Annotated in this window: 10 protein-coding genes; 3 read left to right on the top strand and 7 right to left on the bottom strand. The window is 60.8% G+C overall.

What is annotated here, in order from left to right:
• Window positions 1–13 precede the first annotated feature (13 nt).
• Window positions 14–793 (bottom strand): ferredoxin-NADP reductase, encoded by a 780-nt coding sequence (fpr, locus tag M5C56_RS24615; protein WP_047526369.1) that lies wholly within the window; start codon window positions 791–793, stop codon window positions 14–16.
• 122 nt (window positions 794–915) lie between these two features.
• Between fpr and M5C56_RS24610 the strand changes: the two genes are divergently transcribed.
• Entirely contained in the window at window positions 916–1,842 is a 927-nt protein-coding gene (locus M5C56_RS24610; RefSeq protein ID WP_103499720.1) for a LysR family transcriptional regulator, read from the top strand.
• A 12-nt stretch (window positions 1,843–1,854) separates the two neighbouring features.
• Here the strand turns inward: M5C56_RS24610 and M5C56_RS24605 are convergent, their stop codons facing one another.
• The 3 genes from M5C56_RS24605 to M5C56_RS24595 form a co-directional block, all read right to left on the bottom strand.
• Window positions 1,855–2,220: a diacylglycerol kinase gene (locus M5C56_RS24605; protein WP_103499721.1), complete on the bottom strand. Its 366-nt coding sequence runs from the start codon at window positions 2,218–2,220 to the stop codon at window positions 1,855–1,857.
• Between the two features lie 73 nt (window positions 2,221–2,293).
• Complete coding sequence (gene erdR / locus M5C56_RS24600; protein WP_100938685.1) at window positions 2,294–2,944, bottom strand: response regulator transcription factor ErdR; 651 nt, start codon at window positions 2,942–2,944, stop codon at window positions 2,294–2,296.
• A gap of 54 nt (window positions 2,945–2,998) precedes the next feature.
• On the bottom strand, window positions 2,999–3,709 hold the full coding sequence (locus tag M5C56_RS24595) for a tRNA-uridine aminocarboxypropyltransferase (protein WP_103499722.1): 711 nt from the start codon (window positions 3,707–3,709) through the stop codon (window positions 2,999–3,001).
• A gap of 228 nt (window positions 3,710–3,937) precedes the next feature.
• On the opposite strand from M5C56_RS24595, the gene M5C56_RS24590 reads away from it, so the two are divergent.
• Window positions 3,938–4,366 (top strand): PA3611 family quorum-sensing-regulated virulence factor, encoded by a 429-nt coding sequence (locus M5C56_RS24590; protein ID WP_103499723.1) that lies wholly within the window; start codon window positions 3,938–3,940, stop codon window positions 4,364–4,366.
• A 241-nt stretch (window positions 4,367–4,607) separates the two neighbouring features.
• Window positions 4,608–5,723, top strand: a complete 1,116-nt coding sequence (locus M5C56_RS24585) for a TIGR00730 family Rossman fold protein (RefSeq protein ID WP_103499724.1) — start codon at window positions 4,608–4,610, stop codon at window positions 5,721–5,723.
• 13 nt (window positions 5,724–5,736) lie between these two features.
• Here the strand turns inward: M5C56_RS24585 and recX are convergent, their stop codons facing one another.
• From recX to M5C56_RS24570, 3 genes are all read right to left on the bottom strand, one after another.
• On the bottom strand, window positions 5,737–6,204 hold the full coding sequence (gene recX / locus M5C56_RS24580; protein ID WP_103499725.1) for a recombination regulator RecX: 468 nt from the start codon (window positions 6,202–6,204) through the stop codon (window positions 5,737–5,739).
• 8 nt (window positions 6,205–6,212) lie between these two features.
• Entirely contained in the window at window positions 6,213–7,277 is a 1,065-nt protein-coding gene (gene recA, locus M5C56_RS24575; protein WP_103499726.1) for a recombinase RecA, read from the bottom strand.
• Between the two features lie 83 nt (window positions 7,278–7,360).
• Entirely contained in the window at window positions 7,361–7,861 is a 501-nt protein-coding gene (locus M5C56_RS24570; protein ID WP_103499727.1) for a CinA family protein, read from the bottom strand.
• Between the last annotated feature and the right edge of the window lie 3 nt (window positions 7,862–7,864).

Here is a 7,864-nt window from a genome sequence, read left to right as displayed (position 1 = left end):
GATAAACCGAGGTTTATTTTTCGACGAACGCGCGCTCGATCAGGTAATCGCCCGGCTCACGCATGCGCGGCGAGACTTTCAGGCCGAAGCTGTTGAGCACTTCGCTGGTTTCGTCGAGCATGCTCGGGCTACCGCACAGCATGGCGCGGTCGTCCTGCGGGTTGATCGGTGGCAGACCGATGTCACGGAACAGCTTGCCGCTGCGCATCAGGTCGGTCAGGCGGCCTTCGTTCTCGAACGGCTCGCGGGTCACGGTAGGGTAGTAGATCAGCTTCTCACGCAGGGCTTCGCCGAAGAACTCGTTCTGCGGCAGGTGCTCGGTGATGAACTCGCGGTAGGCCACTTCGTTGACGTAGCGCACACCATGGCACAGGATGACCTTCTCGAAACGCTCGTAGGTTTCCGGGTCCTGGATCACGCTCATAAAGGGCGCGAGGCCAGTACCGGTGCTGAGCAGGTACAGGTGCTTGCCCGGCTTGAGGTCGTCAAGCACCAGCGTACCCGTAGGTTTCTTGCTGATGATGATCTCGTCGCCTTCCTTCAGGTGCTGCAACTGGGAGGTCAACGGACCGTCCGGCACCTTGATGCTGAAGAATTCGAGATGCTCTTCCCAGTTCGGGCTGGCAATGGAATAAGCACGCATCAGTGGTCGGCCGTTTGGCTGCTGCAGGCCGATCATCACGAACTGACCGTTTTCAAAGCGCAGGCCCGGATCGCGGGTGCACTTGAAGCTGAACAGGGTGTCGTTCCAGTGGTGAACACTGAGGACACGCTCGTGATTCATGTTGCTCATTTGGATGGGGCTCCTGGAAATGTGGCCTGCGCCGTCAATTAGCGCGATTGCATAGCATTCTAATGGCGGCGACAATATCTGTTAACTGAATTATCAAGATAAGGGTTATCGGTTATATAGATATGCGATTTACTCTCCGTCAACTTCAGGTCTTCGTCGCCGTCGCCCAGCAGGAAAGCGTGTCCCGGGCAGCCGGGCTGCTGGCCTTGTCGCAATCCGCCGCGAGCACCTCGATCACCGAGCTGGAACGCCAGTCGAGCTGTCAATTGTTCGACCGTGCCGGCAAGCGCCTGAGCCTCAACGCCCTGGGCAAACAGCTGCTGCCCCAGGCCGTGGCGCTGCTGGACCAGGCCAAGGAAATCGAGGACCTGCTCAACGGCAAGTCCGGTTTCGGCTCGCTGGCGGTGGGCGCCACCCTGACCATCGGCAACTACCTGGCAACCCTGCTGATCGGCCGCTTCATGCAGATCCACCCGGAAAGCCAGGTCAAGCTGCATGTGCAGAACACTGCCAATATTGTGCAACAGGTCGCGCACTACGAAATTGACCTGGGTCTGATCGAAGGCGATTGCAGCCACCCGGACATCGAGGTGCAAACCTGGGTCGAGGACGAACTGGTGGTGTTTTGCGCCCCCCAGCATCCGCTGGCCCAGCGCGGCCAGGCCAGCCTGGAAGAACTGACCCGTGAGGCCTGGATCCTGCGTGAACAGGGCTCAGGCACGCGCCTGACCTTCGACCAGGCCATGCGTCATCATCGCAGCGCGTTGAATATCCGCCTGGAGCTGGAGCATACCGAAGCGATCAAGCGTGCGGTGGAGTCGGGGCTGGGGATTGGCTGCATTTCGCGTCTGACCCTGCGCGATGCGTTCCGCCGTGGCAGCCTGGTGCCGGTGGAAACCCCGGACCTGGACCTGGCGCGCCAGTTCTATTTCATCTGGCACAAGCAGAAGTACCAGACCTCGGCCATGCGCGAATTCCTCGAACTGTGTCGTTCCTTCACCGCCGGGGTTCAACGCAGCGATGAGATCGTCCTGCCGACCATTGCCTGACGCCACCGGCGCTTAAAGCAGAATCACCGCCCAGACCAGGGCGATCATGCTCAAGGCCACGAATTGCGCGGCACTGCCCATGTCCTTGGCATTCTTGGACAAGGGGTGACGATCGAGGGAAATGCGGTCAATGGCCGCTTCGACCGCCGAATTGAGTAATTCGACGATCAGCGCCAGCAGGCATACGGCAATCAACACCGCGCGCTCGACCCGACTGACGTGGAACAGGAACGTCAGCGGGATCAACACCACGTTAAGCCAGACTAACTGACGAAAAGCCGCTTCGCCGGTAAAGGCCGCACGTAAGCCATCGAAAGAGTAGCCCACCGCGTTGAGCATGCGTTTAAAACCGGTTTGACCTTTGAAGGGCGACGGCATAGGTAAGCAACTACGTGAAGTGGAGTAGGAAAACTAACTCAACCGACGTCAAACAAAGATGAAAGAACCCACGCTACTGGCTCGAAATTGACTCAAGTTGTTGCAGCAGCAGTGCGGCCTGGGTCCGGGTGCGCACCCCCAGCTTGCGGAAGATCGCCGTGACGTGGGCCTTGATGGTCGCCTCTGAAACACTCAACTCGTAGGCAATCTGTTTATTCAACAAACCTTCGCAGACCATGGTCAACACCCGGAACTGCTGGGGCGTCAGACTGGCCAGGCCGGCACTGGCGGCCTTGGCCTCGGCGGACACGCTGACCGCTTCGAATGCCTGGGGCGGCCACCAGACATCGCCATCGAGGACACTGCGCACCGCTTGCTGGATCACTTCCAGGGAACTGGACTTGGGGATAAAGCCGCTGGCGCCGAACTCACGGGAGCGCACCACCACCGAGGCTTCTTCCTGGGCCGAAACCATCACCACCGGAATCTGCGGGTATTGCCCGCGCAGCAGCACCAGGCCGGAGAAGCCGTAGGCGCCCGGCATGTTCAGGTCGAGCAGGACCAGGTCCCAGTCGGCTTTCTCGGTGAGGCGGGTTTCCAGCTCGGCAATGCTGGCCACTTCCACCAGGCGTACATCGGGCCCCAGGCCCAGGGTCAGCGCCTGATGCAAGGCGCTGCGAAAAAGAGGATGGTCGTCGGCAATCAAGATGTCGTACGTGGTCATTTTTCCAATGATCCTGTTTTTATGCGTCAGGCTCGACGCTGTGCGCCCATTAGATTACAGGAAAGTCTTCAAATGCTCGTGGGCTTCGTCTTCAGTGTTGATCGGCAGCTGAAACTTGGCGCCCAGGTAGTGCGCGGTAAACACGTCCAGTAACGCGTCCAGCCCCTGGGCCGCACGGGTGTCCCCGGCCAGTTCCAGGCACAGGGCCGCCACTTCCGCGGTACAGAAATGATCATCGCGTTTGGAACGACGCAATTTGTAGCGGGACAACTGTTCGGATTCCAGGCTCAGCACCGGAAAACGCTCCAGATAAGGGCTCTTGCGAAACATCTTGCGCGCCTCGGTCCAGGTCGCATCCAGCAGGATGAACAGCGGGCGCTTGCCGGGTGCCGGCTGTACCTGCGTCACCACCCGTTCCGGCGCCACGAACTCCCCCGGGAATACGATAAACGGCTGCCACTGCGGATCGTCCAACAGGGCCAGCAGTTGCGGATCGACTTCGGTCCGCGACCAACTGAAGGCGCTGGTGTCGGCGATCACATCGGCGATCAGCCAGCCGGTATTGCTCGGTTTCATCGGTTCGACGTCGTGCATCAGCAGGCACATGGCGGAATTCGACGCCACCCTGGGGCGCCAGGCGCACAGGCAATACTGAGGAATCACACGGCAGCCCGGGCAACGCTCGGCGCGTGAGCCGCGCGCGAGGAAGGGTGTTTTGGCACGGGCCAGGCGCGCGGCACGTAAACGGGATACGGCGTGGCTCATCGTGAAGAAAGTCGGCGGGAGGAAGGGCTGAACACGAACAATACGACTCGCAAGGGCAAAAGTGCGCGGAGTTTAGCAGAGAGCCCGGCGAGGTTTGAGCGCTCATCCGTCGACATTTCCGTCAGTAGCGCCCTAGTAGGGCCTACAACCGCCCTCTATACTTCGCGACCACTGAACGCACGCCCCGGTAACGGGTCGAAGCACCAGTTACCGAATCAGGAGAGTTGCATGCTGCGCCTTATCGTACCGTCCCTGGCCCTTTTGCTGGCCCTGCCCTTCAGTGCCCAGGCGGCGTCGCTGAAGGATTTCGAACTGAACAAGATGCTCAAGGACGTGGCCGAGCAGAGCAACGAAGGCCTGCCCCGTGAGATCGACGAGAACATCCTTGACGTCGGCTACACCGTTGAAGGCGCCGAACTGATCGACCACCTGAGCGTCCAGGCCGATTACGCGCAAAATATGCGCGATAACGCCAAGGCGGTTTACCTGCAACTGGGGGCCAGCGTCTGCCGTAACGCCAACTACCGCAAATTGATGGCCAAGGGTGCGGTCATGCGTTACGAGTTCACCGAGAACAAGACCAACCGTCCTGTGGCCTCCGCCCGTTTCGTGGAAAGCGACTGCCCGACGGAAACCCCGGTGAAGAAGAAAAAGTAACCCCTGCCATATCGCGCGCCGCCGTTCATCTTCGGCGCGCCGTTTCACCCCCGCGCCTGCGCGCAACGCCACTGACAAGCTGCTAAAGTCCTTTGCAAAGAGGCAATAAGCGGTTGCCAGACATGACTTTACAGGCTCATCATCAAATCGACATGGCACACATGCGACACATGCAGTGACGCGGCCTTGGCGAACTTTTCTTTCGGCCAAGCCAAGGGTTCCGTGCAGAAGGAGACGTTGAATGCCTTACCAACCGAATGACTTGCTGTCCCGTCATTTCCAGAACAATGGGATCGACCTCAGCCGGATCGAAGAGCAACTCGACCAGGTTGCTCCCAACAGTCCGAACCTTGAGCTTTACCGCGACATGATGCTGACCGTCCTGCGCATGGCCCAGGATGACCGCAACCGCTGGAATGCCAAGATAGTCCTGCAGACCCTGCGTGAACTGGAGAACGCCTTTCGCGTACTCGACCAGTTCAAGGGCCGGCGCAAGGTCACCGTGTTCGGCTCGGCGCGAACGCCCACCGAACACCCGCTCTATGCCCAGGCCCGCGCCCTGGGGACCGCGCTGGCCCAGTCCAACCTGATGGTCATCACGGGCGGCGGCGGTGGCATCATGGCCGCGGCCCACGAAGGTGCCGGCCTGGAACACAGCCTCGGGTTCAATATCACCCTGCCCTTCGAACAGCATGCCAATGCAACCGTGAACGGCACGCACAACCTGCTGTCCTTCCACTTCTTCTTCACCCGCAAGCTGTTCTTCGTCAAGGAAGCCGATGCACTGGTGCTCTGCCCCGGCGGCTTTGGCACCCTTGATGAAGCCCTGGAAGTACTGACACTGATCCAGACCGGAAAAAGCCCGCTGGTCCCGGTAATTCTGCTGGATGCCCCTGGGGGCGGCTTCTGGCAAGGCGCGCTGGACTTTATCCGCAATCAGTTGGAGGCCAATCACTACATCCTGCCTGCCGACCTCAAGCTGATGCGCCTGGTCTACAGTGCCGACGAGGCCGTGGAAGAGATCAAGCAGTTCTACAGCAACTTCCACTCCAGCCGCTGGTTGAAGAAACAGTTCGTGATCCGCATGAATCATCCGCTCAACGACCGCGCGATGGCGCAGATGCAAAAGGACTTTGCCGACCTGTGCCTCAGCGGGTACTTCTATCAGGGCCCCTGTAGCGAACCGGAACACGATGAACCCCAGTTCAGTCACCTGACGCGCTTGTCGTTCGCCTTCACGGCTCGGGACCAGGGGCGCTTGCGGGAGCTGGTGGACTTTATCAACCGGACGGAAAACTGGAGCAAGGCCAAGGCGCCGGCACAGGAGCACGCGCGCGAGCCGATCAAGGCGACGTGATTACCACCCAGCCTCAGTCATCCAGCCCTCGGCCGCTGAACAGGCGGCCGATCATCTCCATGGAATAACCCCGATAACTCAGGAAGCGTCCCTGTTGGGCACGCTCACGGGCGTCGGTGGGCAAATGCCCGGCGAACTTTCGACGCCAGGTGTCTTCCAGCTGGGCTTGCCAGTCGAAACCGCTTTCACGCAGGGCCAACTCGATATCGGCACGTTGCAGGCCGCGTTGGCCCAGCTCTTCGCGAATACGCAAAGGGCCGTAGCCGGAACGGGCACGGTAGGACACGAAGCTTTCGAGGTAACGGGATTCGGACAGCAGCCCCTCTTCCGTCAAGCGGTCGAGTTCGGTGTCGATCATTTCAGGGGAGGCGCCGCGCTGACGCAGTTTACGCGTCAGCTCGACTCGACCGTGCTCGCGTCGCGCGAGCAGGTCCATGGCAGTGCGCCGTACGGCGACCGGGGTATCCAGTACGGCGGTCATCGTCTTACTCAGAGATCAGCGTCAGCCAGGTCGTCTTCGGTTGCGACGACAGCGGCCGCACCGGAGTTGGCCTTGGTGTCTACGCCTGGAGTCAGCAGCTTGTCACGCAGTTGCTTCTCGAGGGTCGCGGCGATTTCCGGGTTATCCGCCAGGAACTTGGCCGAGTTGGCCTTGCCCTGACCGATCTTGCTGCCGTTATAGCTGTACCAGGCACCGGACTTCTCGACGAAACCGTGCAGCACGCCCAGGTCGATCATCTCGCCATTGAGGTAGATGCCCTTGCCGTAAAGAATCTGGAACTCGGCCTGACGGAACGGCGAAGCCACCTTGTTCTTCACGACCTTGACGCGGGTTTCGCTGCCGACCACTTCGTCGCCTTCCTTCACCGCGCCGGTACGGCGGATGTCCAGGCGCACCGAGGCGTAGAACTTCAGCGCGTTACCACCGGTGGTGGTTTCCGGGCTGCCGAACATCACGCCGATCTTCATGCGGATCTGGTTGATGAAGATCACCAGGCAGTTGGCGTTCTTGATGTTGCCGGTGATCTTGCGCAGAGCCTGGGACATCAGGCGGGCTTGCAGGCCGACGTGCATGTCGCCCATTTCGCCTTCGATTTCCGCTTTTGGCACCAGGGCGGCCACGGAGTCGACGATGATCACGTCAACGGCGTTGGAGCGCACCAGCATGTCGGTGATTTCCAGGGCCTGCTCGCCAGTGTCCGGCTGGGACACCAGCAGGTCGTCGACATTGACGCCCAGCTTGCCGGCGTACTCAGGGTCCAGGGCGTGTTCGGCGTCGACGAAGGCACACGTTGCACCGGCTTTTTGCGCCTGGGCGATGACGGAAAGCGTCAGGGTGGTCTTACCCGAGGATTCCGGGCCGTAGATCTCTACGATACGGCCTTTCGGCAGACCGCCGATGCCCAGCGCGATGTCCAGGCCCAGGGAACCGGTGGAGATCGAAGGAATCGCCTGACGGTCATGATCGCCCATCCGCATGACGGCACCCTTGCCGAATTGACGTTCGATCTGACCCAAGGCCGCAGCCAAGGCTTTCTTCTTGTTGTCGTCCATTAAAGTCCTCACGTAATCAATAAGGCCTGACGGCCAACACCTGTATAAGTAGCCAGTATTATTCCACAGCGTTGGCGGATCGCCTACCCCTGATTTGCGATTTCTGCTTCCGCCCGTCGTAACAGGCCTTCCAGGGCGGCCTGCACCGTCTGTCGACGGACGGCGTCGCGGTCGCCGGGAAAGTGCCGGAGTTCGGCGCTGACGTCGTCGCCGCAGCCCCAGGCCAGCCAGACGGTACCCACGGGTTTCTCGGCGGAGCCGCCATCCGGCCCGGCCACGCCGCTGACCGCCACGGCGTAGCGCGCGTTGCTGTGGGCCTGGGCCCCCCGGACCATGGCTTCGACCACTTCCCGGCTGACGGCACCGACCTGATCGAACAAGGCCTCCGGCACCTTCAGTTGAAGGCTCTTCTGCCGGTTGGAGTAGGTGACATAGCCGGCTTCGAACCAGGCCGAGCTGCCGGAAATCCGGGTGATCGCCTCGGCGATGCCGCCGCCGGTACAGGACTCGGCGGTGGTGGCATCGGTCTTGAGCGTCTGCAAGCACTTGCCGAGTTCAGCGGCAAGCCGGGTGATTTCGTCCATGTT

Origin of the sequence: Pseudomonas sp. MWU13-2862 (genome assembly GCF_023242495.1) — a bacterium.
GTDB classification, from domain to species: Bacteria; Pseudomonadota; Gammaproteobacteria; order Pseudomonadales; family Pseudomonadaceae; genus Aquipseudomonas; species Aquipseudomonas gingeri_D.
This window is presented reverse-complemented; position numbering and strand designations above follow the sequence as displayed.

Excerpts from the sequence above, each read along its gene's own strand:
- fpr (WP_047526369.1), bottom strand. The coding sequence starts at position 793 with ATGAGCAACATGAATCACGAGCGTGTCCTCAGTGTTCACCACTGGAAC.
- M5C56_RS24610 (WP_103499720.1), top strand. The coding sequence starts at position 916 with ATGCGATTTACTCTCCGTCAACTTCAGGTCTTCGTCGCCGTCGCCCAG.
- M5C56_RS24605 (WP_103499721.1), bottom strand. The coding sequence starts at position 2,220 with ATGCCGTCGCCCTTCAAAGGTCAAACCGGTTTTAAACGCATGCTCAAC.
- erdR (WP_100938685.1), bottom strand. The coding sequence starts at position 2,944 with ATGACCACGTACGACATCTTGATTGCCGACGACCATCCTCTTTTTCGC.
- M5C56_RS24595 (WP_103499722.1), bottom strand. The coding sequence starts at position 3,709 with ATGAGCCACGCCGTATCCCGTTTACGTGCCGCGCGCCTGGCCCGTGCC.
- M5C56_RS24590 (WP_103499723.1), top strand. The coding sequence starts at position 3,938 with ATGCTGCGCCTTATCGTACCGTCCCTGGCCCTTTTGCTGGCCCTGCCC.
- M5C56_RS24585 (WP_103499724.1), top strand. The coding sequence starts at position 4,608 with ATGCCTTACCAACCGAATGACTTGCTGTCCCGTCATTTCCAGAACAAT.
- recX (WP_103499725.1), bottom strand. The coding sequence starts at position 6,204 with ATGACCGCCGTACTGGATACCCCGGTCGCCGTACGGCGCACTGCCATG.
- recA (WP_103499726.1), bottom strand. The coding sequence starts at position 7,277 with ATGGACGACAACAAGAAGAAAGCCTTGGCTGCGGCCTTGGGTCAGATC.
- M5C56_RS24570 (WP_103499727.1), bottom strand. The coding sequence starts at position 7,861 with ATGGACGAAATCACCCGGCTTGCCGCTGAACTCGGCAAGTGCTTGCAG.